18 protein-coding genes, 1 other RNA gene and 1 pseudogene are annotated in these 25,045 nt (G+C 50.0%); 17 read left to right on the top strand and 3 right to left on the bottom strand.

What is annotated here, in order from left to right:
• The first annotated feature begins 203 nt into the window (after window positions 1-203).
• Together STSP2_RS13300 and STSP2_RS13295 are read left to right on the top strand one after the other, a co-directional pair.
• Window positions 204-1,733 (top strand): sigma-54 interaction domain-containing protein, encoded by a 1,530-nt coding sequence (locus STSP2_RS13300; protein WP_146663240.1) that lies wholly within the window; start codon window positions 204-206, stop codon window positions 1,731-1,733.
• Between the two features lie 216 nt (window positions 1,734-1,949).
• Window positions 1,950-2,933, top strand: coding sequence for a 3'-5' exoribonuclease YhaM family protein (locus STSP2_RS13295; RefSeq protein WP_146663239.1), 984 nt, complete (start codon window positions 1,950-1,952; stop codon window positions 2,931-2,933).
• A gap of 516 nt (window positions 2,934-3,449) precedes the next feature.
• Here the strand turns inward: STSP2_RS13295 and murA are convergent.
• Entirely contained in the window at window positions 3,450-4,727 is a 1,278-nt protein-coding gene (gene murA / locus STSP2_RS13290) for a UDP-N-acetylglucosamine 1-carboxyvinyltransferase (RefSeq protein ID WP_146663238.1), read from the bottom strand.
• Between the two features lie 71 nt (window positions 4,728-4,798).
• Between murA and STSP2_RS13285 the strand changes: the two genes are divergently transcribed.
• The 8 genes and pseudogenes from STSP2_RS13285 to STSP2_RS13255 all read left to right on the top strand — a co-directional run bounded on the left by STSP2_RS13285 (window position 4,799) and on the right by STSP2_RS13255 (window position 14,867).
• Window positions 4,799-5,671, top strand: coding sequence for a CPBP family intramembrane glutamic endopeptidase (locus STSP2_RS13285; RefSeq protein ID WP_146663237.1), 873 nt, complete (start codon window positions 4,799-4,801; stop codon window positions 5,669-5,671).
• Window positions 5,672-5,750: 79 nt separating this feature from the next.
• Window positions 5,751-5,819: pseudogene (locus tag STSP2_RS18125) on the top strand (prepilin-type N-terminal cleavage/methylation domain-containing protein); the annotation flags it as partial.
• A 63-nt stretch (window positions 5,820-5,882) separates the two neighbouring features.
• A complete protein-coding gene (locus STSP2_RS13280) occupies window positions 5,883-6,545 on the top strand; it encodes a hypothetical protein (RefSeq protein ID WP_236782709.1) in 663 nt (220 codons plus the stop codon).
• A 194-nt stretch (window positions 6,546-6,739) separates the two neighbouring features.
• Window positions 6,740-7,381, top strand: coding sequence for a PIG-L deacetylase family protein (locus STSP2_RS13275; protein WP_205847902.1), 642 nt, complete (start codon window positions 6,740-6,742; stop codon window positions 7,379-7,381).
• Between the two features lie 22 nt (window positions 7,382-7,403).
• Window positions 7,404-8,540 carry a glycosyltransferase family 4 protein gene (locus STSP2_RS13270; RefSeq protein WP_146663234.1) on the top strand — a complete coding sequence of 379 codons (1,137 nt, stop codon included), beginning with the start codon at window positions 7,404-7,406 and terminating at the stop codon, window positions 8,538-8,540.
• 1 nt (window position 8,541) lies between these two features.
• Window positions 8,542-9,771, top strand: coding sequence for a glycoside hydrolase 100 family protein (locus tag STSP2_RS13265; protein ID WP_146663233.1), 1,230 nt, complete (start codon window positions 8,542-8,544; stop codon window positions 9,769-9,771).
• An 89-nt stretch (window positions 9,772-9,860) separates the two neighbouring features.
• Window positions 9,861-12,317: an alpha-L-rhamnosidase-related protein gene (locus tag STSP2_RS13260; RefSeq protein WP_146663232.1), complete on the top strand. Its 2,457-nt coding sequence runs from the start codon at window positions 9,861-9,863 to the stop codon at window positions 12,315-12,317.
• Between the two features lie 87 nt (window positions 12,318-12,404).
• Window positions 12,405-14,867 (top strand): family 20 glycosylhydrolase, encoded by a 2,463-nt coding sequence (locus STSP2_RS13255; RefSeq protein ID WP_146663231.1) that lies wholly within the window; start codon window positions 12,405-12,407, stop codon window positions 14,865-14,867.
• Between the two features lie 81 nt (window positions 14,868-14,948).
• Here STSP2_RS13255 and dapB read toward each other — a convergent pair whose 3' ends face one another.
• Complete coding sequence (dapB, locus tag STSP2_RS13250) at window positions 14,949-15,746, bottom strand: 4-hydroxy-tetrahydrodipicolinate reductase (RefSeq protein ID WP_146663230.1); 798 nt, start codon at window positions 15,744-15,746, stop codon at window positions 14,949-14,951.
• A 180-nt stretch (window positions 15,747-15,926) separates the two neighbouring features.
• Here dapB and STSP2_RS13245 point away from each other — a divergent pair, with 180 nt between their 5' ends.
• The 5 genes from STSP2_RS13245 (at window position 15,927) to STSP2_RS13225 (ending at window position 21,871) form a co-directional block, all read left to right on the top strand.
• Window positions 15,927-17,702 carry an alpha-L-fucosidase gene (locus STSP2_RS13245; RefSeq protein WP_146663229.1) on the top strand — a complete coding sequence of 592 codons (1,776 nt, stop codon included), beginning with the start codon at window positions 15,927-15,929 and terminating at the stop codon, window positions 17,700-17,702.
• Between the two features lie 186 nt (window positions 17,703-17,888).
• Complete coding sequence (locus STSP2_RS13240) at window positions 17,889-18,821, top strand: coenzyme F420-0:L-glutamate ligase (protein ID WP_169853215.1); 933 nt, start codon at window positions 17,889-17,891, stop codon at window positions 18,819-18,821.
• Window positions 18,822-19,031: 210 nt separating this feature from the next.
• Window positions 19,032-19,835, top strand: a complete 804-nt coding sequence (locus STSP2_RS13235; RefSeq protein WP_146663227.1) for a lipopolysaccharide kinase InaA family protein — start codon at window positions 19,032-19,034, stop codon at window positions 19,833-19,835.
• Window positions 19,836-19,924: 89 nt separating this feature from the next.
• Window positions 19,925-20,280: a transfer-messenger RNA gene (gene ssrA / locus STSP2_RS13230) on the top strand.
• 109 nt (window positions 20,281-20,389) lie between these two features.
• Window positions 20,390-21,871: a PP2C family protein-serine/threonine phosphatase gene (locus STSP2_RS13225; protein ID WP_169853214.1), complete on the top strand. Its 1,482-nt coding sequence runs from the start codon at window positions 20,390-20,392 to the stop codon at window positions 21,869-21,871.
• A 9-nt stretch (window positions 21,872-21,880) separates the two neighbouring features.
• Here STSP2_RS13225 and STSP2_RS13220 read toward each other — a convergent pair whose 3' ends face one another.
• Window positions 21,881-22,456, bottom strand: a complete 576-nt coding sequence (locus tag STSP2_RS13220) for a flavodoxin family protein (RefSeq protein WP_146663225.1) — start codon at window positions 22,454-22,456, stop codon at window positions 21,881-21,883.
• Window positions 22,457-22,714: 258 nt separating this feature from the next.
• On the opposite strand from STSP2_RS13220, the gene STSP2_RS13215 reads away from it, so the two are divergent.
• A complete protein-coding gene (locus STSP2_RS13215) occupies window positions 22,715-23,497 on the top strand; it encodes a hypothetical protein (protein ID WP_146663224.1) in 783 nt (260 codons plus the stop codon).
• Between the two features lie 198 nt (window positions 23,498-23,695).
• The gene (locus STSP2_RS13210; protein ID WP_146663223.1) at window positions 23,696-25,027 is read left to right on the top strand and encodes a ferredoxin reductase family protein; all 1,332 of its coding nucleotides are present in this window, start codon (window positions 23,696-23,698) and stop codon (window positions 25,025-25,027) included.
• Window positions 25,028-25,045: the final 18 nt, after the last annotated feature.

The following is a 25,045-nucleotide window of genomic DNA, read 5'->3' as shown; positions in this document are numbered from 1 at the left end:
CTTATAGTGATGTTCGGTGATGGGTTTTCTGCGATGAAATTGAAATATACGCCCATTCAGCAATGACAAAACTGTATTTGTAGACTGTAGGGTTGTCAAAAATGTAGTTATTTTTATTTTTGCTTACAATTATGTAATTTTGTTGATGTTATGGGACAAATATGTTATACGATTGGGGCTCAACAAGTTGAAAGGATTTCTAAATGGCAAAAAAGGCCACAAAAGACATCGAACTGCTCAGCCAGATAGCCAATGTTTTCTCAGAAGCTATCGACCTGGAATCATCTCTCAAAGCCATTCTCAAATGGCTCGATCAGCAGCTCAAGCTCAGGCGGGGTACGATTACGCTTTTCGACCCTGATTCAGAGACGATCAACATCGAAGTCGCACATGGAATAAGCGATGCAAACAAAAAGCAAGTAACATACAAGCCTGGTGAGGGTATTACCGGAACCGTTGTACAGACCGGCAAAGAGGTTATAGTGCCGGATATCCGCAAAGACCCCCGATTCCTGTACAAAACACGTACGAAACCGGAACTTTCCACTGAAAGACGCGCCTTTTTCTGCCTGCCTATTAAGCTTGAGGGCAACACGATCGGGACGATAAGTGTCGACAAAAAATCTCAGTCCGGTGACGATCTTGAAAGTGAAACTTATTTTCTCAACGTCATTTCTACTATGATCGCACAGGCGGTCAGGCTGAATCGGCGTCTCCAGTCCGAGCGAAAGGGCCTTACAAGCGAGAACGAACGCCTTCGTTCCGAACTTCGTTCACGCTTCAAAATTGACAATATGGTTGGTACTTCCAATGCGATGCAGCAGGTCTACCGCCTGGTTGAGCAAGTCGCAAACTCCAATGCGACAGTTCTGATCCGCGGCGAGTCCGGTACGGGTAAGGACCTGGTCGCCCATGCGGTACACTACAACTCCCTGCGTGCGGACAAACCGTTCGTTAAGGTAAACTGCACCGCGCTGCCCGAAACACTTCTTGAAAGTGAGCTTTTCGGCCATGAAAAGGGGGCGTTTACGGGTGCTGTCGAACGGAAGAAAGGCCGTTTCGAGATGGCACATGGCGGGACGATATTTCTGGACGAAATTGGAGATTTTTCACTCAACTTGCAGGTAAAGCTGCTGCGAGTGATCCAGTTCAAGGAATTCGAACGTCTGGGCGGAACCGAAACGATAAAGACAAACGTTCGCATCGTAGTCGCCACTCACAAGGACCTGGAACAGGAGATTCGCGAAGGACTCTTCCGCGAGGATCTGTATTACAGAATCAATGTATTCCCTATCTATTTGCCGCCGCTTCGGGACCGCAAGGACGACGTCATGCTTCTCGCTGACTATTTCCTGGAAAAGTACGCCCCTGAAAACAATAAATCTATTTCCAGGATATCTACTCCAGCGATAAAGATGCTCACCAGCTATCACTGGCCGGGCAACATTCGTGAGCTCGAGAATTGTATCGAAAGGGCGGTTCTGGTCTGCAATGAAGACGTTATTCGATCCGAACACCTGCCTCCGTCCCTGCAGATGGTAAAACCGAATGCGCCGGCCGAGAAAAATCTGACACTTCCGGAGATCATAGAAAATAAGGAGCGTGAACTGATTGTCGACGCTCTCAAGAAAACAAACGGAAATCAGCGGCAGGCAGCCCGGGATCTGGGTGTTACTGAGCGGATACTCGGCTACAAAATCCGCAAATATGATATTCTCCCCAAACGCCGTTGAGTATACCGGCGCTCATCTGCTGAACTTCTGTCCAACTATTCAGCCATAAGATGTGAATTGGTAGAGTCGTGCATTTCGTTTTTGAGTTTTAGTTTGCGCTTGTTATAATGAGCCCGTTCGAATTGCTGACATCTAATTTCCCGCTCGTATCATTCACCGGGTAGAGTGTACAGCTTTTTCAATAATTATCGCTGAAACTCAAAAAATGGAGCAATAATGCCTCACCTGTTCATCAAGGAACTCAAACCAGGCCAGATGATAGAAGATGTATACATGGTCACCCAGCCCATACTGCGAAATACTTCGCGCGGGGACCTGTATATCGCGATGTACCTTTCCGACAAGACCGGCAAGGTCAACTGCCGAATGTGGCAGGCTACCCAGGAGATATATGAGTCTCTTCCAAAAGAAGGCTTTGTTCGCATCCGCGGCAAGAGTGAGCTGTATCAGAACGCTATCCAACTGATAGTCAACCAGGTTGAAGTGATTGATCCGGATGAAGTGTCCCTTGCGGACTACATGCCGCGGACAGATAAAAATGTTTCTGAAATGTTCAATGAGGTCAATTCGATCCTGGGTGAAATCAAGAATTCTCAGATTCGCGCTCTTCTCAGCGCGTTTCTCAGCGATAAAAAGCTCATGAAAGAATTCTGCACAGCTCCGGCAGCCACACGCATGCACCATGACTATCTCGGCGGGCTTCTCGAACACACCTTCACCATGCTCAAGGTTGCAAAGTCGATATTGCCCCTCTATCCCAAGGTTCAGGCGGATCTAGTGCTTGCGGGCATCTTTCTGCATGATATCGCGAAAACCTGGGAACTTTCCTATAAAATGGGCTTTTCCTACACGGACGAAGGACAGCTCGTGGGCCATATTGTGCATTGCGTGGTCATGATAGACAAAAAAGCAGACGAACTCGCTGCCAACGGAACTGAAATTGACCGCGACATAATTTCAAATATACAGCATATGATCCTTGCGCATCACGGCCAGTATGACTTCGGTTCGCCCAAGCTGCCTGCGACTGCGGAGGCGTTCATGCTCAGCAGAATAGACGATCTGGATGCGAAAATGAACCAGGTTGTCACTGAGATAGAGAACGAACCCGGCGACTCGGACTGGACCATGTGGAAAAATCCCCTCCAGACCCGACTCTACCGCAAAAAGGTTACCGAAGCTGATCAGTTAGGCGAATAATAGCTCACGTGAGAATCGTTGAATCGAATTTGTTGAAATGTGACTGACACGACCGAGCAGACCCCATTTTGCTCACATGTTTCGAAGCGGTTTGGTTTTACTGCTGTATCGAAAAAAGGAGCAGGGGGTGCACGGAGTCACCCTCTGCCCACAAAGCGGTGCAAGGATTTGTGTATTTAGAAGCTGCTGAAAAGTTTGTCATCGCTTCCAGCACGGAGATTTTCACATTTATTGCAGCACCGCGGTCCTCCTTCTCCATTCCTCGCAAGAGTCCAGAGCAGGAATCCATTCAGAGCGGGTGATACTATTTCATCCTGCCCGGGACACTGGTATAATCGTCGATCTGGCCCAGATCGGCTACGCTTTTTCAGGCTTGAGTGACACCGCTATGTCACTGCAGGAAGAGAATGGGCCTATCGGAAGAAAAGAATTTCTAAACGCAACGGTTGCGCAAAACGCAAATTGGGTGGGGCACAGGGGCCGAACCTGAAGCGAATTGGAGAGTTTTGTTCAGGCCTAGACCTGCTCAACCTGCTTCCGGACGATGCTGGCACCTGCCGGGTTGAGTTTTTCCTCGATTCTCTCATAGCCGCGGTCGATGTGGTAGACGCGGTTTATCAACGTGGTGCCCTCAGCCGCCATTGCCGCCAGCACCAGCGCAGCCGACGCTCTCAGATCCGATGCCATTACCGGGGCAGCAACAAGCCGCTCAACGCCCGCAATGATCGCGGTGGGGCCTTCTTTGCGTATGTTTGCCGCCATGCGGTTAAGTTCCGCAACGTGCATGAAACGATCCGGGAATATCTTTTCGGTAACAACGCTGTTACCATCTGCGAGAGCCAAAAGAGCCATAAGCTGTGCCTGGAGATCGGTCGGAAAGCCCGGATACACCTGTGTGGTGATGTCTACCGGCGAAAGTCTGCCGGTGCATGTCACCACGCATCCGTCATTGGTCTCATCGATCCTGACGCCGATCTTGCGGAGTACGTCTACTACTGCCAGCATGTGTCCCAGATCACAGTTCTTGAGCTCGAGTCTGCCTCGTGTGATAGCAGCAGCGACCATGAATGTTCCAGCCTCGATGCGGTCGCCGATGACCTTATATTTGACAGGTGAAAGCCCGGAAACACCTTCGACAGTCAGACGCGGCGATCCGATGCCTGTGATCTTTGCACCCATTTCGTTCAGAAAATTCGCAAGATCACATATTTCCGGTTCACAAGCTGCACATTCGATGACAGTTTTGCCTTCCGCAAGTGTAGCGGCCATAAGAATGTTCGCAGTGCCGAGTACAGTCGATCCGAAGGGACCTCCGAGGAATATTGCCCCACCCTTAAGTCCCTGTGGAGCGTCCGCAACAATATATCCGTTCTCCAGTGTTATCTGGGCGCCCAGTTCTCGCAGGCCCCGCAGATGTATGTCCACGGGCCTGTCGCCTATCGCGCAGCCGCCAGGCATGGACACTTCTACATGGCCGCACCTCGCCAGCAGGGGGCCGAGGATGCAGATACTCGCGCGCATCTTGCGCACAATATCGTATTCACCTATCGGCTTTTCGATCGTGGTTGCGTCAATATGGATCGAGCCGGTCTCATCGCGGCAGACCTTTACGCCAAGTGAGGCCAGAAGCCGTTCCAGAACAGCGATGTCCACAAGCTTGGGCACGCCTTCGATTACCGATTCGCCCGGGGCGAGCAAAGCTGCCGCCATTATGGGAAGAGCAGCGTTTTTGCTGCCGCTTATCTCTATTGTGCCGTCCAGTTGGACCGGCCCGTGAATTTCCAATGCGTCCATATCTATTTTCCTTGCATAATCTATGTTAATCTAATAGAAAATCGGTTACCTTTCAATTGGTGGATTAGTTTATGTTGAAATTTTGGCAATTTTTAGCCGCTGTCGATCAGCCCCAACCCTCTTGGCTGGGAGCTCTTGAACTGCTCATTTTGATCACGGGCTGCGGTCTGCTGATCAGATGGGCACAGAACGGGTTCGGGGCACGAGCTTTGGCACACAAACCCTCGCGTCGCCACAGTATGACACCATGGCTGCCTTTCGGCATACTGATACTGTGGTTTGGTCTGCTCGTCGTGGCTGGCTCGGCGATAACAGCATTTTTTGACACTGCTGATGAGACCGTTAAGCTCATGGCCTTATATATCAGCACTGGCTGTGTCGACATACTGCTGACATTGACCATACTGGTGCTGGGGCATTTCTATTTTACGAGAGGACTGGCCGGTTTTGGACTTTCTTTATGCACAGTCACCAAAGACGCTCTCTGGGGATTGATCCACTACCTTGCAGTGATGCCTTTGGTAGTGGGCACGATCTATCTGATACAGTTTATTGGTGAAGCTATCAGCGGCGATGGGTTTCAGTTGCCCATGCATGAAAGCCTTAAAGCTATAATGGACAATCCTTCATTGCCTGTTGTTGTGGCCATTGCCGTCTCGGTCATCGTGATTATCCCGATTTTTGAAGAACTGCTTTTTCGCGGGCTCCTTCAGTCTTCCCTGGTTTCATATATGGGCAATTGGCCCGGTATTGCTGCAACGTCATTGATCTTCGCCGTTCTGCACGCCAACTGGACACACTGGCTGCCGTTGTTTCTGCTTTCTTGCGGCTTCGGCTATGCCTACGAAAAAAGCGGGTCTCTTTGGCGGCCGATATTCATGCATATGATCTTCAACGGTACCAATGTCGCGATGCTTGTTTTTCAGCCAAATCTTGTAAATTAGCAGCAGGTACAGTAAAATACTGATATGTCAGGGCTAGGGTGGCATCTGACTTTCGTTAATTGAATTCGGAGATGTGCAGATGCGCAGAAGAGCTTTTACGTTAATTGAACTGTTGGTCGTAATAGCGATCATTGCCCTTCTTTTAGCAATTATGATGCCTGCGTTATCTTCCGTGAAACGACGCGCCCGCCGAGTGGTCTGCGGCGCTCACATGAAGAACATCAGCCTGGTCCTGAATCTTTATGCATCTGATCACAATTCTAAATTACCCGTAGTGCCTCAGCAGGGCCCGTATCTTGGGCGCTGGCTGTTCGACCTGCCTCGCAATGTCGCTGATGATATACGCACTGACTACCAATTGGAAAGCATATATTGCCCTGCCAACACCCTCAGATCCAAAGAAAACAAGGAGCTTGAGGATTATTTTGTCAGTCACATGTCGGTAAACGATATTGATGATGTTGACGAAACAACCACCGGATGGGCAGTGACCGATTACTTCTGGCTGCTTACATTCAATGCGGACTGGCGCGAAGCTGACGTCCGAAACACAAGCTATAATACAATTTATCCGGACGACAGTCGACTTGCAGGCAGGCGTATATTCATTGACAAGACAAGTGTCCCCAATGCAAGCAGTCGACCCATGGTTGTCGATCTGGTTTTTACCCATGATGCTGATGAACCTAGAGACTTTTCCGAGATTTACGGTGGCAGGCCTGAGCCGTTCAGCTCTAATCATCTTGACGGCTCAAAAGCCGAAGGTGGAAATGTCCTCAATGCTGACGGCAGTGTCGAATGGCGGAATCTGCGTGAGATGGATAAAAACTATGTCGCTCCCAACAACAACGGTGCGGTCCAGCACTACTGGTAAAAGACGGAAGATATCTTTCGGAAGCTGTGACTTACAGCAACTAAGATAACTTAGGCCGACGTCAGTTTTTTGACGATCGGCCTTTTCTATTTGGAGATTTTGCACAAACAGAGGGGGTGCTTTTGCTTTAAAATTATTGATATTCCTGCTTTTTAGGTTCTCAGGTTGGCTTCGCAATACTAGAATTATGTTGTTTGCCGAATTTTGAGATGCACGTTCCATGGGGGGACACATTGGACGGCTGGGAATATGAAAACTGCTGTGTGATAGTCGCACATCCTGACGATGAAACGATCTGGTGCGGAGGCCTGATCCTCACCCATCCTGAATCTAACTGGCACGTCGTATGTTTGTGTCGGCGCAGCGACCCCGACCGTGCGCCAAAATTTCGCCGTGTCCTGGACTTCTACCAGGCCTCGGGTGTCATGGGAGACCTCGACGATTCGCCTGGTCTACCACCCCTTTCTAACGAGGCTGTCAGCAAGTGCGTACATCAGTTACTGAATGATCACAGCTATGACTTGATTATTACGCATGGACCAAGAGGGGAGTATACACGTCACATAAGGCATGAAGAGGTCAGCAGGGCGGTAACAGCCATGTTTTGCGATCATGAGCTTCCTACCGGCGATCTTTGGACGTTCGCATATTTCGATGATGGCGGAACGCAGTCGCCCCACGCTCAGCCGAATGCTGATATCATTCTGCACCTTGATGAGGCAACTTTACAGACTAAGCGACGACTGGTCACTGAATATTACGGATTCTTGCCTGAAAGTTTTGAAGCGAAGGCTGTCACCAGCCCGGAGGCATTCTGTCGAATACAACAAACATAACGTTTCTTTAAAGGGAAACAGCATGAAAGTTCTGCTCATGTATGAGTATCCGCCATATCCGGGCGGACTGAGCACACAGGGCGATCTTTTTGCAAAGGGCCTCAAGCAGGTTGGTGTCGATGTCCAGCAGGTTCACTTTCAGAGTGCATATGAGAAAGAGTGGTACTACCGCTGGTATAGGCCGGACGTTGCGGTTGGCATCGGCTATTGGGGCTTTACTCCCGATCTTGTCCACCACCCTCAAAAACACGGCATTGCTGCTGTCCCCTGGCTGGTAGCGGACGGTTATATTGCCGACCACCGTGAAACTCTCGACTCTCTGCCGCTCATACTGGTAACATCACAATGGGTGAAAGAAGTTTACATGCGTGACGGACTTAAGGGGCAGAATATCGAGGTGCTGCCGGTCGGTTGCGACACTGATAATTTCTGCCCCCGTTCAGCTTCGGATCAGAAAGTCGCTGCAGTCCGGGAAACCCTTGGCATAGATGACGATACGCTCATGATACTTACCGCTGGCGGGGATGCGGCCAGCAAGGGCGCCCAGGAAGTGATGCATGCACTGGCGATGTGCAACAGTGATCTGCCCGATTGGAAATATATCTGCAAAGTTTACCCCGGGCCTCGGACGCTGAACCAGAACGAATTGGACCGTCGACTTGCTCGCGAGCTTGAGATCGATGACAACGTTATCTATGCGATGAATGTTACCAGCCGTGAATTTATGCCGTATCTTCTTGCTGCTTGCGATATTTACGCTGCTCCTTCGAGAATTGAAGGTTTCGGTATGATTCAGGTTGAAGCTGCAGCTTGCGGCAAACCCGTCATAGGCATCAAAGCAATGGGGCTGCTGGATACAATGGTTCATGGGGAAAACGCATATCTGGCCGGTATTGCACAGGAAGTTAAGATGAAGGAAACGGTGATCTGCGGCTGTGAGGGTGACCGAAAACGCATATCCTTTCGTCGACCTCGGACGGTGGATTACCGTGCAAGCTCGTACGATATAGCAGGGTATCTTCGTGAACTGATGAGCGATCCATCATTGCGTGAGAGAATGGGGCAGGCCGGCAGGAAGCGAGCTGTCGAAAAGTATGACTATCGGGTTGTGGCACGCCAGTTTCTTGATATCGTCAAATCCCGTCTGGGGGTCGAATAAGATGAATAACCATCAATGGCTTGAGATAGAAAACGCGAGAGAGGCCGCCGTAAAGGTCCTGATGAACAATATGCACGGCCCATGCAGGGGACTGCCCAAAACTTCCGCCTGGGGCTATTATCAGCCCTATACACGCGATATGATGATCTGTTCGCTGGGTTTCCTTCTATCAGGCAGACAGGAGCTAATCGATTCCTTGAGACAGATGCTCGAAGTGGCCGCCCGCAATCAGACCTCTTTGGGACATATTACTTCTTTGATCCACGATCCCGAAGATCGCGGTGCAAGTGACTGTACTCCTCTGTTTCTTCTAGGTGCCGGCCTATATCGTCAATTCACCAATCAGCCCGACTTTATTTCACCAGCGGTACAAAAGGCTCTTACCTGGATGATGTATCAGAGCCCCAATGATCGTGTTCTGGTTTCACAGCTACCTACAAGCGACTGGCGGGACGAGCAGTGGGTACTTGGCTACGGCTTGTTCGTGAATACCATCCTCTATGCATGCCTGCGGCTCTTCGACCATGACGGCCGTGCCGAGCAACTGCTCTGGGAAATGAACCATTTTACTATTAATGATCACGAAAAATGCGGACATGTACACGAAGGCCTTTTGCTTAAGCGCAAACCTTATTACGCCATGTGGTCCTATAAGATATTCCGCAGTGAACGTTTTGATCTCTTGGGTAACAGTCTTGCTATCCTCACGGGCATGGCCTCGCTGTCCCGCTCACGAAGTATCCTTGCCTGGATCGAAGCTGAATGCCGCGCCCTCAAAGAACAAAACAAACTTGCCGTCGATCTATGTCCCAATCTATTTCCTTATATCCAGCCTGAAGATCCTGACTGGCAGCCCCGCTACGATGAATTTAACCGCCCGGGAGATTACCACAACGGCGGCATCTGGCCCTTTATCGCAGGATTCCACATTGCTGCACTTGTCGCGGCAGGGCGAATGAGAATGGCAAGCCGTAAGCTTATCGCACTGACTGAGCTTATAAAGCAGAAAACACATCCAAAAATCGAATACGGCTTTAATGAATGGCACAATGCCTTTACCGGAAGTCCCTGCGGGCAGGACTGGCAAAGCTGGTCCGCTGCAATGTATATTTACGCCGTCGAATGTGTCAAAACTGGTTCTACTCCTTTCTTCGACCGGATCCGTATCGCCAGCGGCTGGAAAGATGTTGAAAAATGGCTACAGAGATCAATTCAGCACGCTGTCACATGAAAACATTTGCAACAAATGCCTGATCCAATTAAAATGACGAAGGCGTAGCAGGTTGCAAATGGAATACTTTTAATTCAGAGTGTGATGCAATGCGCAGATATCTTGTGTTTTTCATTATGGTCGTTCTTTTTTCTCAGATCAATACAATAGCCGATACACATCCGGGTTCGCCCGAACCTGATTTTAAAGCTGCCAAACCTGTCTGGCCAAAGGGACGAAGTCTCGAAAAGAATCTTTTTGTCGGCTTTCGAACTGTTCTCGAAGACATAGATTCCACCGAAACTTTGATCCTGCGTATAAGCGGTTCGTCCGCATTTCGTATTATGCTTGACGGCCGTTTGGTTGGTTATGGCCCCGCCCGTGGGCCCCATGGCTATTATCGTGTTGATGAATGGGACATACCTGCGGATAATGAAAAAGCTATACTTGCAATTGAGGTCGCAGGCTATAATGTCAACAGCTACTACCTGCTCGATCAACCGGCTTTCCTCCAGGCCGAGCTTTTGCAGGATGGTAAGGTGATAGCTGCAACCGGCTCAAAAGATAACGGGTTTGAGACAGTTATCTTGAATGAACGCGTGCAGAAAGTACAAAGATACAGCTTTCAGCGTCCTTTCATTGAATACTACCGGCTCACGCCTGGATATCGAAGTTGGTTTACGGATCCCAGTTTCTTTCGAACTGCCGTCGATTGTGAAATGCTAGAGAATCGAAGACTTATCCCTCGGCGAGTGGGCTATCCAACCTTTAAGCATATTGCACCTGTGCAAACTTATTCTGCTGGAAAAATTTTACAAAACAATGAAGTCGAACACCCATGGCGAAACCGCTCCCTGGTCAATATAGGCCCAAAGCTGAAAGGTTATAAGCTCGAAAACCTCGATCTCGTTTTGTCTGACGAGGTCCAGCAGATCAAAACCGAATCGAAAGATATTCTGCAAGATGATTACTCTGCCGTACCAGACTATCTCACTAAAAGCGATTACCGAATCTATGACTTCGGCACGAATCTTACCGGCTTTATTGGTCTTGATGTGACCTGCAAAAAGGATGCGAGGATAATTCTCACTTTCGATGAGATCCTAAGTGACAAGGATGTGAGTTTTCTCCGTCTAAGCTGCGTCAATGCGATCGGATATGAACTCGCGCCCGGCAGTTACAAGCTTTTATCTTTCGAACCCTACACCCTGCAGCACCTCAAGGTCATGGTCCTTGAAGGCGAGTGCGATATTTCCAACGTCCAGCTCACCGAGTACGCATATCCTGGCACCGGCCGAGCGACGTTTGACTGCTCCGACGAGCGTCTCAACAAATTGTTCTGCGCCGCAAAACAAACTTTTCGGCAGAACACCCTGGATACATTTATGGACTGCCCGTCCCGAGAACGTGCTGGCTGGCTTTGTGACAGCTTTTTCACATCCCGCGTTGCACTCGACATGACAGGCAGTGCTGTTGTGGAAAAGGTGTTCTTCGAGAACTATCTATTGCCTGAAAAATTCGAACATCTACCGGATGGAATGCTTCCGATGTGTTATCCTGCGGACCATAATGACGGCGTTTACATCCCCAACTGGGCCATGTGGTTCGTTCTCCAGCTTCAGGAATACGGCAACCGCTCCCGCGACGATAAAATGCTTAGCGATCTCGAACCACGCGTGATGGCTTTGCTTGATTTCCTCTCGCAGTATGAAAACTCTGACGGCTTGCTCGAAAATCTGCCCTCCTGGGTATTTATAGAATGGTCCGCAGCAAACCGTTTCGTTCAGGATGTCAACTACCCCAGCAACATGCTCTACGCTGCTGTCCTCGAAGCTGCAAGTGAAATGTACGACAAGCCCAAGCTCGCTAAAAAGGCCCAGAGCGTACGCGAAACTATCCTTAACCAGTCATTCGACGGCACCTTCTTCGTAGACAATGCCGAAAGAACAGACGACGGCTCGCTCGAGGTGACCGAAAATCGCACAGAGGTCTGCCAGTATTTCGCGTTCTATTTTGATGTTGCATCACCCGAAACACATCCTGACCTCTGGAAAAAACTCGTAAATGACTTTGGCCCGCAGCGAAGCAAGACAAAAGCTTTTCCCGAGATCCATCCAGCCAATGCCTTCGTAGGCAACTACCTTCGCATGGAGCTGTTGAGTGAGCGGAGTCTTACAAAGCAGCTCCGTTCAGAGCTTACCTCCTACTTTCTGGAAATGGCTGAAACAACCGGCACTCTCTGGGAGAACATGAGCCCGGCCGCAAGCTGCAATCACGGCTTCGCTTCCCATGTCGCCCACTGCCTGTACCGCGATATACTGGGCGTTCGTAATGTAGATATACCCAGCAAGACTGTCACTCTTCGATTGCAGAATATGGGCCTGGAGTTTTGTACCGGCCAGATTCCTACACCTAATGGAGTTATATCCATATCATGGAAGGAAGATGCATCAGGTGGTTTTTCGGCCAATATAGAACTGCCGCGTGAATATGATCTTGAGCTGGATCCTCGTTGCAGCCCCGAATTCCGTATTTCATGCAACGGAAAACCACTTCTTGATCGTTAACAAAATTTCTTGAACATAGTTTCGGAATGACTAAAATCTTTGATTCGTAAAACTGATTTATACAGTTTCTTAAAGTGGAGTGTGAAAATGAGTAGTAGATTGACATGGATCGTCTTACTGACATGCATTATGATTACAACGGTTCACGCAGCCAACCCTGAACCGCAGATTATTCCTGCACCTGAACAGTGGCAGGGCGGCGAGGGCTCGTTTGATGCATCCAATGCAAAGGTAGCCATCGATTCCGATTTTAAGAAACAGCTCGAACCTGTTGCTGATATCCTCCGAGAGGATCTTGCATTTCTCACCGGCCGCAAAAAGAGCAAATTTAAACCGGGCTGGTTCTCCGGCAAGAACGGGCACATTCTTCTAACTCTTGATACTGCCGGTAATGAGATTTCAGAAGAAGGTTACATCCTTGTTATTGGCGACGGCGTCACGATCCGGGCTGCTACTGCCAAAGGCGTTTACTGGGGTACACGCACGCTTTGCCAGATGATCGCTCAGGGTAACGACCTGCCTAAAGGTACGATCACCGATTCGCCCGATTACCAGGTCCGATCGATCCTGCTCGACGTCGGTCGCAAGTTCATTCCGTACGACGAACTGCTTGACTGGGTCCGCACCATAAGCTACTTCAAAATGAATGAGATACACCTGCATCTCAACGATAATACCTGGCCTTACTATCCCGGTTTTCGTGTTGAGATGAAGACAATCCCCGAGCTCGCCTCCGACGATGGTTACTACACACAGGAGCAGATCCGCGAGCTGCAGGACTTTGCCGCTGTCCGCGGTGTGACGATCACCCCCGAAATAGACTCCCCGGGCCACAGCAGGGCATTTACGCGGATCCGTCCGGACCTGGCTCATCCGCGTCTTGGCGCGCCGTATCTCGATATCACCAAAGAAGGTACTTACGACCTCATGGAAAAGGTCTTCGATGAGATCGTACCGCTGTTCGACAGTCCGCACATCCATATCGGTACGGACGAATACAGTCTCGGCGCAATCCGTGATCCGGAAGAACGAAAGATGCTCGGCGAAAAATTTCGGCAATATATCAATCATTTTAACGATTACCTTACCGCCAAGGGCAAAACCGTCCGCATCTGGTCCGGCTACGAACACATGCCCGGTACCACCGAACCCGATAAATCCGTAGTTATAGATATGTGGGTCACAGCCGACGCAGCAAACAAAGCCAAGGCTGGCTACAAGGTCATCAATTCAACACATATCTGGACCTATATTGTGCCCGGCGCCCCGTATTACGGTGTGAGCAATTCTTTCCTTTACAATAACTGGGACCCGACAAAATTCTCCAACGATCCGGCAGGCCAGCTTGAAAAGGGCGATCCCGCACTGCTCGGCGGTAAGCTGCACGTCTGGAACGACTTCGGTCCGATGGGCTACACGACGAACGAAATTGCCCGCCTTTGCTATCCGACTATCGTAGTTATGGGTGAAAAGCTCTGGGGCACAAAGGGCAGTCCTGACTTCAACGCGTTCCGTGAAAAAGCCGCTTCGATCATGTCGCAAGGCCAAACGCAAGTTGAATTCATCCCCGGCAGCCATGCATCGCACAGCAAGACGAATCCCATCCTGCATGAAGTCCCGAACACCAGCTACCTTACCCGCCCAGCAGTCGATCAGGATGAACTCGTATGGAAGCTTGATCAGCCGATGCACTTCATTGAGAACACATCTAAAGAGCTGGATGTACCAGGTTCCGCGAGCAATCTCGAGTATCCGTGGACCGCGACATTCACCGTTACTCGCGAAAAGGATATTACCTGGCGATGGGAACGCAGGCCAAACGGCCACGAGATACTGCTAAGCAGCGACCTGGCAACTCTCTATCTGGACTACACTCACGAGGTCCGCGACAAAAAAGGTAATGTCACTGAAACAAAACGGGGCGTTGCTCTGGTCCGTGCAAGTCACGCACCAGCCCGCACACCGGATGGTACGGTTCAGCCCGATATTCTTATCTGGGACTACCAGTTGCCGCTAGGCGAAAAGGTCGAGCTTACTTTTGTCGCCAACCTGAAAAAGACAGAACTCTATGCTGACGGCAACCTCATTGGAAGTTTCAACACCCAGGCAGTACTGCCGCTAACACGTCTAGGTGACACCTATCCGAACGCTTTCCAGGGAACACTGCACAAAGCGGCCGTATACTCGACTGCTCCAGAAGAACATCTCGTCGGCCAGTGGACTCCGGAGCAGATGTCGCAGGACTGGAAGACGCTGCAATGGGATGTTTCCGGCGTTATTGACGGTACCGGAACCTACAGCATAGTTTTCCAATACACCGGCGGAGCACATCGCCTGGATTTGAACTGGGTAAGTCTGCTCGTCGACGGCAAGGAAATCGCCCGTGACGAACATCCCGGTCAGACAGGCGGCAGCAACAAGGACAATATCTATACCGTCACCATTGATGATTACGAACCGGCTGCCGAATACACCATCAAAGCAGAAGTACGGAGCGACGGCGGTACCGATTCCACAGGCGATATCACGATCAAAAGGAACATGCAGTAAGCTTGCTCATTCTCAATGCAAAAAAGCCGCTGACTTGTGAAAGGGTCAGCGGCTTTTGTTATTGTTCGTTCAAATCAGTGTCTACTTGATCCCCAGTGCATCCGCCATTGAATACCGGCCAGCCGGTTTGCCTGCCAGCCATTTCGCGGCTCGCACGGAACCTCTCGCGAAATTGTCTCGATTATGCGCACTGTGTGATATCGTGATCGTCTCTCCCAGCGAACTATAGATGACTGAATGCTCGCCGGTAATATCGCCGCCGCGGATTGCGTGCATGCCGATCGTTCCTTTCTCACGCACGGCCTCTTTGCCGTACCTGCCGTGTACCAGGCAGTCCGGGAAATCGCGTCCGGTTTCCTTTGCCACATTCTCCGCCAGCGTCATCGCCGACCCGCTCGGCGCATCCCTCTTGAACCGGTGATGCGCTTCTGTGATCTCGATGTCATACTCCTCGCCGAGCATATTCGCGACCTTGCCGACTACTGCAAACAGCGTATTCATGCCGACCGACATGTTGGTTTGCTGAATGATCGGTATCTTCGCCGAGACCTCGTCGACCTTCTTGAGCTGCTCGTCGGAAAGGCCCGTAGTCGCAAGTATCAGTGCAACATTGTTCTGCACGCAATAATCGATTACCTTGTCCGTCGCCTGCGGCAGTGAAAAATCGATAACAACATCTGCATCCGCAGGACCTTCAGTCGTAATAGGCACACCAAGCTCGCCGATGCCGGCTGTGAGCCCCGCATCCTTACCCAGCGTAGGATTTCCATCTGCTTCTGTTGCAGCGGCTATCTCGAATTCACCTGATTCCACAGCGGCATTCAGCACTCTCTTGCCCATGCGTCCTGCCGCACCTGTAACTACCAGTTTAGGTTTCATATCTGTACTTCCCTGTTCTCTATATGGTTAGCAAAAGTTCGATTGAGTGGTAATTATAACAGCAATGGCTCATTTTACAACCCGGCCTTTCAGTTTCGCTTGACAATCCACCTCTCTGCATATACTAAAGTGATAGCCTGAGAGGCTTTCAACCTATATTTTCTTTCGAAGGGGACTATAATGAACAAACGCGAAAAGAAATCTTTGGTCTGGTGTCTGATTGCAGTTTGCTTGCTCATGACTGTCGTTCCTCCAACAAACGCTGCCGAAAAGAATTACCTCAACGAAAGCGAAGCTGAGACGGATGCTCGCATGCAGTGGTGGCGAGACGCCCGTTTTGGTATGTTCATTCACTGGGGTATTTATGCCGTCCCCGGAGGTATCCACAAGGGCCGATCGCTTTCCGGCGGGGCGGAATGGATCATGGCCAGCCTTCAGATCCCAAAAGACGAATACGAAAAATTTGCGGACCAGTTTAACCCTACAGATTTCGATGCGGATGAATGGGTCCGGATAGCAAAAGACGCGGGCATGAAATACATCGTGATAACTTCAAAACACCACGATGGATTCTGTTTGTGGGACTCTGACGTGACCGAGTATGACGTAATTGATGCCACCCCGTACGATCGTGATATCCTCCAGGAACTCGAAGACGCCTGCAACGAACACGGTGTCAAACTCTGCTTCTACTATTCGATCATGGACTGGCACCATCCCGATGCATCCGGCGACAGCTTCCCAAAATACCGTGACGAATACATGAAGCCCCAGCTAAAGGAGCTCGTCGAACGCTATGATCCCGCAGTCCTCTGGTTTGACGGCGAATGGATCAAAGAATGGACCGAGCCGCAGGGCAAGGAGCTTTACAACTATATCCGCTCGCTCAAGCCCGATATTATTATAAACAACCGTGTCGGCAAAGGTCGTCAGGGAATGCAGGGCATGAACAAAGGAGAAGGCTACGCGGGCGATTTCGGCACCCCCGAACAGCAGATCCCCGCAACTGGGCTCGAAGGTGTAGACTGGGAATCCTGCCTGACAATGTTCCATCACTGGGGCTACCACAAGAATTATCAGAAATGGCTCCGTAGCGGAGATTCTTTCATCCGGGACCTGATCGACACCACCAGCAAGGGCGGCAACTGTCTTCTCAATGTAGGCCCCACTCCCGAAGGCACTTTCCCGCCGCCATGCGTACAGCGTCTGGACCAGATAGGCGATTGGATCGAAACCTACGGCGAAAGCATCTACGGCAGCACTGCGAGCCCGTTCACGAAGACACCGTGGGGGCGTTGTACTGCCAAGCCCGGCAAACTCTACCTCCACGTATACGACTGGCCTGCAGATAATAAGCTTGTCGTTCCGGGTCTCAAGAACAAAGTCGCTTCCGCATACATCCTTGGCGGCATGGAAGGCAACAAGCTAAGTACAACCCGCAAAGGCGACGATGTCGTCATTGATGTGCCGCCCAAGATGGACAGCGTCGCAACCGTTGTTGTGCTCGAGATCGAGGGCGAACCCGAGGTTCTGCCCTGGATGGCCAGACCTGATGACGCAGGCACAGTTACTCTCAAGGCCGAAGACGCCGACATAAAAGGAGCAAATGTACGTCTTGAGCAGAAGGGCGAGAATGCCAACATCGGCTACTGGACAGGTGAAAATGACACTGTTTCATGGAAATTCAAAGTCGATAAAGCCGAAACCTACAAGGTTCAGCTTAGTATATCCTGCGAAGCCGGCTACGAAGGCGGCACGTATCAGGTAGCCCTTGACGGCAAGCAGCTCACCGGAGATGTCAGCAAAACCGAAGGCTGGACTGATTATGAAACAGTCTCACCAGGTCAGGTCGAACTGGAGCCCGGCCAGTATAATTTAGATGTAAAACCTCAAAAGTTCGGCAGCGGCAATGCTCTAATGAATCTGGAATGGGTCAAATTGGTGCCTACTGACTAGCTGTCCCATTTTAATTGACTCAAAGGCCGGTCAGTGCATAATGACCGGCCTTTTTCATTGTTAATCATACTGAATTATTCATATGTGCTAAAAGATTCAATCTGGACAGTTTGCGCATACGCGTTAATCTGAATAAGGATAAGACATTCGTAAGAGCCGAATTATAGTTCAGTTCTGGGGGTTGCTTTGAGAAAGATCGAAGTATTGGGATTGGAAACAATAGGGGACATTGAACAAGGTGATGATCTTGCCGAAATCGTCTCAGATGCGGCCGAGCAGGAAGTCGCAGGTCTGAGAGAAAAAGATGTTGTGGTATTGACCAGCAAGATCGTGACCAAAGCGTGTGGTCTTGTATTTAAGATGGAAAACATCGAGCCGCGTCCCCAAGCGGTCAGGCTGGCTGAAAAAATAGGCAAAGATGCCCGCTTGATTGAACTGATGTGGCAGCGCGGACTCAAAATTGTAGCTCTCATACCAGTTGACGGTGCTCTAAAGAAAATATTGCAGTCAAGCGGCAAAAACGATGAAAAGGTCCAGGAAGTTTGCGACCGCGAGAAGGTCATCTGCGTCACCAAGGATTGTAAAAGCTGGCGTTTTTACACACATGACGGCGGATTGGACCGGTCTAACTTCCCGCCAGGTCTGATAGGAGTTTTGCCCGAAGATCCCGACGCTGAGGCCCGAAAGATCGGCGAAAGACTGCGGGACATTACCGGCAAGAATGTCGCAGTGATAATTGCCGATACCGAAATCGTACCGATCGGAACATTTGAAGCCGCTGTAGGATCCTGGGGAATCAGGCCGAGAACAAAGGACCTCGGAGCTATAGACCGGTACGGGCGTCCAAAGTTCGGCGGTCTTGATCTTACAGTACACCAGGTATCTGGAGCATGTGGATTGCTTTTCGGACAAAGCGACGCCTGGGTCCCCGCAGCAATAATGAGGGGTGTAGATTACGAATTTGTGGAGGACGAAAACGTTGGCGACACGCTCTGGCTGGGTGAAATGAGTGATGCCGAAGTTACTCACATGTTCAGCCTTATATTTGAAAAATCTGCTGCGGTGACCGGAACCAAGGCGAAAATGGCACTAAAAGTGCTAAGCAAGCTCATTCGGTAGCTAATGAGCTATATCTGAGCGTGCCGGATTGTCGCCGTTACTTGTGAATTGTGGTCAAAATACACCCTCTCTTATTGTTAGTAAAACGTTAATGTTTGTGCATGAATTTTATGCGAATAGCCTTATAATGCTCACATACATGTTCAGAGCAGTTAAGCGGCGTTAATCTGTCGCTGATGGCTATTTTTCTGTTATTTTGCAGGGATTTATATGCGTAATATTCAGTTTGCGGGGAAGTGGAGGGAGTTCTTTTCCCAGCAGGGCGTAGTTGAGTATGAGGATTTCTTTGAGTTTGACCAGGAGCAGGTTGTCAACCAGAACACAAAGCGCATGGTGGCTTATTTTACCTTGGGACGAGGTGAAAACCGCCGGGAATTTTTCATCAAACGCTTCAAAAAGCCTCATTTCAAAGATACATGGTTTGCCTTCAGAAATTTTCGCACCATATGTTCGCAGGGAAGGCTCGAATGGCTGAGCGCAAGAACTTTGCTGGACAATGGTATCGGAACCTATATTCCTGTGTGTTACGGTTCGGATATGAAAGGTCCATTTGAAGAATCATCCTTCTTCATCACCGAAAAGCTCGCTGGCCAGTGCCTTGCCGATATCTGCAATCAAAGGTGGGAACAGCTCCAGCAAAACGAAAAAGAAATGCTGATCACACATATAGGGCGGCTGGCAAGGCGGATACATGATGCCGGCATCAGCATGCCCGACCTTTACGTTTGGCACATATTCGTTGACACTGACTCTGCAGGTAATCAGAAACTGTCTGTCATAGACCTGCATCGAATGAAGGTTGGCGCAAAGCTCAACAGGCAGCTTGAATTTGCAAGAAATCTGGGGGCATTCGATTTCAGCATGCGAAGCGAATATTTTGACGATCATTTGCGGGAGATATTCTTCCAAAGCTATGTTGGGGATGGTATTGAATGGGATCAGCAGCAATTCAGGACTAAGATAAATGCTAGATCAGCAGTACTAGCGAGTCGCAGAAGACGAGTTAAATATTGAGGACCGCATCTTGAGCATGAAAATGAACAAATGTACAGCTTGACAGTATAGTTTGTGTAGGATATACTACGTTTTGCTCTTTAAAAATCGGGGGCGACTGGTATCGACCGGATAGGTAGATGGCCAGGTTGCATGTCCAGGACGCCAGTTGGCCTGGTTAATCATCTGGCACCTTAATTTAATTGGCAACTCACAGTTGCGTATGGCTGCCTAAAATGGCAACCCGTTCTTGCTGACCTCGCCCGCGGGTTTGTAAAGAACGTCAATTAGCGGGATAGTCTCTGCGGTTGTCCGCGACGCAAAGGCGAAACTAATTGCGGAATAGCGAGTGCGGCAGCCTGTCGTTTGGCGGTTGCATGAGCGAATCTCAAACAAACGACTAAGCATGTAGAAGCCTGACCTGAAATATCACGGGACGGGGGTTCGAATCCCCCCGCCTCCAATTGTTTTCCCGATTGATCACATACATGGCACCTGAAAATCACAAACCGCCCGATTCTGCTGTTTCACTCCATTTTCGCGACTTGGTTCGTAACAAGTTTAGCTGCCTGAGATTGAAGGGTACAAAACTTTGGGATCAGATCGTCGAGTTTTCACGTTGGGTCGAGTTTGATGCTGGAGCATTGGCACGAAGTAAAAATCAGGACAAAATATGGATAGCCCTGGCTGACGACGCTTCGGTTGAAAGATTATGGATCGATGGGCCTCAAAACAGTGAGCAGTTGCAGCGATATAAATATCTCTGGCAGTTTCTTTTATCGCTGGGAATCCGCAATCTGAGGCTTGATCCCCGCCTGGAAATGAACCAGGTTCAGGATGTTTTCGTTTTCTTGAAGTCAAATCAGAGGGCTCTCACCGACCGCAACAAACACCAGAATAATCCTACGTCGGTCGCTTTTCTCGAAGGCAACCCCATCCATCATGCTTGTGCAGATATTACACTACAAAAAAATGATCTTTTAGTAGAGTACAGCTACTGTACTCTAAAATACAGCCACCTTGTGCACTGGCTGGAAAAACGAAATAATAAGTTCCGCGATCATCGAAGCCTTTTTCAGATGGCTCCTCGATATGGTCTGATCGCGGTCGCGCTGGTTCTGGTGCCATCCATATTGATTTCTGCTCTGCACAGCGAATGGCTCATCTTCTGGCTCTTGACTGCGGCAGCCGTGGAGCTTTACGGGATCATATTCATATTCTTAATGGTTGTTGGAAGTGTTGAGTATGACAACGAGGAAAAGGCCTGGCAGCTTACCAGAGCCTATGAAAAGCTCAAATTTTACGCATCGCGCATTCAGGCTGACATTAAACGCGCCAGCAATGTACAAAAGTGTTTTCTGCCTGATTCAGATAAAATTTCAGCTCCAGGTTCGGTGAAGTGGCGAAGCAGCTACAAACCTGCTGAAGAAGTTGGCGGCGATTACTTCGACCTTCAGCCAATTGACGACGATAGAGTTATGATTCTCTTTGCCGACGTTTGCGGGCACGGCATGGCTGCCGCGCTGATCACGGCCGTTCTCAAAACAACTTTCGAAGCTTGGGCCGAAAACCCTACCAGCCTGGAGGGCCTTGCAGCCAGGCTTAATCGCAGCATAAGCCGGACAACACCCCTTGGAGATTTTGCGGCGGTATTTATGGCGATACTGGATTGCAGGACAGGTTGTTTTGAGTACATTAATTGCGGACACAATCCGGTACCCTGGATAATTAGCGGCGGCGACGGTTCTCTTCGTCAGCTTGACGGTGAATCTTCCATGATACTGGGCATACAGGATAACCTGGACGTGTCTAAAACATCGACCAATCTAGCCGACGGAGATCGTTTCCTTATCGTCTCAGATGGAATTATTGAGAACCAGGATGCCGAAGGCAATTTCTACAGCAAGGAAAGGCTCGAGAATTTGCTCACAAACAATAAATTCGCAATCCTCTCCGAATTGACAGATAAGATAACAGCAGACGCCGAATTATTTGCAAAAGACACACATCTCAAAGATGACCAGACTGTCCTTGCGTTTTTCTACAAACAGCCCTGATGCAGTACTCTATTTCGCCAGTTTTTCCAAAAGAAAAGCCATCGATTCGCCAATATCAGCCATATTCGCTATGCCTTCTTCGTCATTCTCGACCTCACCGACCTCCCGGCCGTAACACATGTTCCAGTAAGTCGACCCGACGATGAACATGCCGCTGATCTGGAAAAAGTGGTTCATGCTGTCAAATGCATGTATCGAACCACCCCTACGTACTGCTGCAACCGCAACGCCGACCTTCCGCTGAAGCTGTCCGCCGTTGTTTTTCGAAACATACCCCGCACGATCGATCAATGCCTTCATCTCGGCCGTCACATCTGCAAAGTAAGTAGGGCTTCCTAGCACTATACCATCTGCTTCGCGCATCTTGGCCAGTATGTCGTTCAAGGCATCGTTCGTGATCACACACGTCCCATTCTGCATTTCCCGGCACTTGCCGCATGCAGTGCATCCGCGCATAGGCTTGCCGCCTATCTGTACCAGCTCAGTATCAATGCCGGCCTTTTCCAAAGGTTCAAAAACCTTGCGCATCATTATTTCTGTATTTCCGCCTTTTCGCGGGCTCCCGTTGATTCCCAGTACTTTCATGTCTTACCTCGTCTTAAGGACCATTTGCTGTCCTTGATTCTTTCGTAATGAGCCTGACTTGTCAATGGAAAAGACTTATTCTTGAGTGTTCTACTTCCCCGCCGTAGGGCATTGTCTTATCCGAATATCAAAATCAGGCCTGATGGTTAAGTGGTGATGTCATGTTATCATAGTGGGTAAAAATGCGGTTTTTTAATTTGCAAAAAGGGGGTAACCATGTCTATCCGCGGGGTCTGTATTGTGTTGTGTGCTGTTTGTATGACTGGTGTTTGTCTGGCTGAAAATGGCAGCGATTTAGAGAACGGTGTATTTGAACTGAGCGTCGATGAACGTGTTGCGCTGCAGGAGGACCGCCTTGTTGATATTGAGCGACTCGCTAAATCCAGGCGAGAGTCTCTACGAGTGAAATATGACCGTGCAGCGGCATCGGCCCGCCGCGAGCTTGGTGTTTTTCTTGAACGATTTGAAGATCGGCTGGAAGGGCTCTCGATGAACGATCGTGATCTGCTCGGCCTGATGGTGCGCAATGTCGCTGACGTGTCTGACGTTGACAGGGCAATGCGTGCTGACAGGTATTTCGCCTCAGCCACCGGCCTGCTGGACGAACGGCTCACAGCGGGACATCTGCTGGTGCCGGTGATAGAGAAATATGTCAGCGGTGACGATGTCGTTGACCCGTTCGCTGTTAAGCTGGTGGCCAGGGTTGCTGACAAGATCGAGCAGGCAAATCAGCTTGAGGGAAAGATGGTTGAAGCTGTCAGCAGGGTGGACGCCTGGGAAAAGCGAATGAAGGAGCAGGTCCAAGGTATTATACGCCAGATCGAGGCCGAACCCGGAGAACAAAGACCGAGCGTTATCAATGCTATCGCCTACAATGAATACGGTGAATGCGTGATGATGATCGGCGACGAGCTGGTTCGAGAAGGTGACGAGCTCCGCGGAGTAACCGTAAAAAGCATCAGTACAAACAAAGCGGAGTTCGAAAAAAACGGCCGGAGCTGGACACAGGAAGTAGGAGAGGCAGCGAATGAGCAATGGTGACGGCATTCATCGCTGTTTCTAAAACTCGACTATCACTGTACGGAGCTACTGTCCATTTGCAACTGACAACGCAATAGCCCACAGCTTTTTAGGGGATTTGCTTGGTGGAAATGGGTGAGGTGCTTATTGCGGGTGGTGCGGCTTGCCTTTAGGTTAAATCGATAGGTTGGGGGAAGTGTTGTTTTTTTGGAGATCAATATGCAAACGACGGACTACAGATATAGGCTGGGCTGGTTGGACTCGCGTTTTTGGGCAGTGGTTCTGGTTACAGTTTACATGCTGGTCGCGGCGGGTCCGGCGGTACTGTCGGTTTTCTTTCAGCCCGGCGGAGATGAGCCCGTGCTTGTAGAAATTGGATTCGCGGCGGCTCTTACAGGTTTTTCACTGATCTGCCTCCAGGTTCTGCTTGCGGGACGGTTTCACGGCGTTGACAGACCTTTCGGGTTGGATTGCGTAATGAATTTTCACAAGGCGATGGGAGCTTTTGCGGCGTGTTTGCTTCTGGCGCATCCGGTTTTGCTTGCACTGGGTTTTCAGAGCTGGGGACTATTTGGACTGGATACCGGCTGGCAGGTTAATCTGGGCAAGGCGGCACTGGCGATTGCAATTGTGGGAGTCCCATTCTCGCTGACGTTTCTGAAGTTGGGCGTAGATTATAACATCTGGCGTGTCATCCACAAAGGCATGATACTGATCGTGCTGCTTGGGTTCCTGCATGGCCTTTTCATAGGCCCTGACCTGCGGATCCCTGCGGTTCGCTGGTACTGGATCGGTCTGTTTAGCGTCACCGCAGCAGTTTACCTTTACAGAAACATCTACGTACCCCGTTGGGGCAGACGGCGGTTCGACATCACTGAAGTCAAACAGACCACGCATGACACCTGGACGTTGACGTTCAAGCCCAAAGATGACGGAACGATCTGGCGCAATCCCGGGCAGTTCATGTTCGTCAAATTCAAACGTCCCGGACGCAAATCGGAACAGCACCCGTTTACAATAGCGGCAGGCCCTGAAGATGACGACCTGCTGCAGGCCACGATAAAAGAATCCGGCAATTTCACCAACACCATAGGACAGACAAAGGCGGGCGATCAGGCAAACATCGAGGCGCCTTACGGACGCTTCAGCATTGCATACCACGATGTCAAAGAGATCCTCTTCATTGCCGGCGGTATAGGCATCACGCCCATAATGAGCATGATCCGTCATCTGCGGGACAGCGGTGATCAGCGGCCGGTCAAGCTGATCTGGGGAGTCAAAACCGAACAAGACATCGTTTTTCGCGATGAGCTCGAAAGCTTGGGAGCAAATTTTGAAGTTACGTATGTGTTGAGCCGGCCGGGTGAAGACTGGAACGGTGAGAGCGGCTACGTGACTGCCGAGGTCATCGACAAATATTCTAAGGACATGCTGAGAAGCGCAGATGTATTTCTGTGCGGGCCGCCGGTAATGATGGATAAGGTGATAGCTGCCCTGAGAAAGCTCCGAGTGGATGACAAACGAATACACTATGAACGGTTCACAATATAGTATCTTTGTGAAGAAATT

The organism is Anaerohalosphaera lusitana, assembly GCF_002007645.1.
Lineage (GTDB): Bacteria > Planctomycetota > Phycisphaerae > Sedimentisphaerales > Anaerohalosphaeraceae > Anaerohalosphaera > Anaerohalosphaera lusitana.
Note: the sequence above shows the minus strand (reverse complement) of the source record. Positions and strands in the feature narration are given on the sequence as shown.